This window comes from Luteitalea sp., assembly GCA_009377605.1.
Taxonomy (GTDB): domain Bacteria; phylum Acidobacteriota; class Vicinamibacteria; order Vicinamibacterales; family Vicinamibacteraceae; genus WHTT01.
Genome location: WHTT01000008.1, coordinates 115,453 through 115,764 on the forward strand (window position 1 = coordinate 115,453; position 312 = coordinate 115,764).

Sequence of the window (312 nt, forward strand, 5' to 3'; positions counted from 1 at the left end):
ATTTTGTTGGCGCGGCAGGTTGGGGTGCCGTATTTGGTGGTGGCGCTGAACAAAGTGGATGCGGTGGATGACGCGGAGCTGCTGGATCTGGTGGAGCTGGAGGTGCGGGAGCTGCTGAGCCACTACGGGTTTCCGGGGGATGACATTCCGGTGGTGCGGGTGTCGGCGCTGAAGGCGCTGGAAGGGGACGCGACCTGGGAAGAGGCGGTGCTGAAGTTGATGGAGGCGGTGGACACGTATATTCCGGTGCCGCAGCGAGAGATCGAGAAGCCGTTTCTGATGCCGATTGAGGATGTGTTCTCGATCTCGGGG

General features: G+C 61.5%; 1 pseudogene (only partly in view). It reads left to right on the plus strand.

Annotated features, from left to right (window positions below):
- Positions 1 to 312 (plus strand): annotated as a pseudogene (gene tuf / locus GEV06_04450) (elongation factor Tu); it begins 263 nt to the left of the window's first position.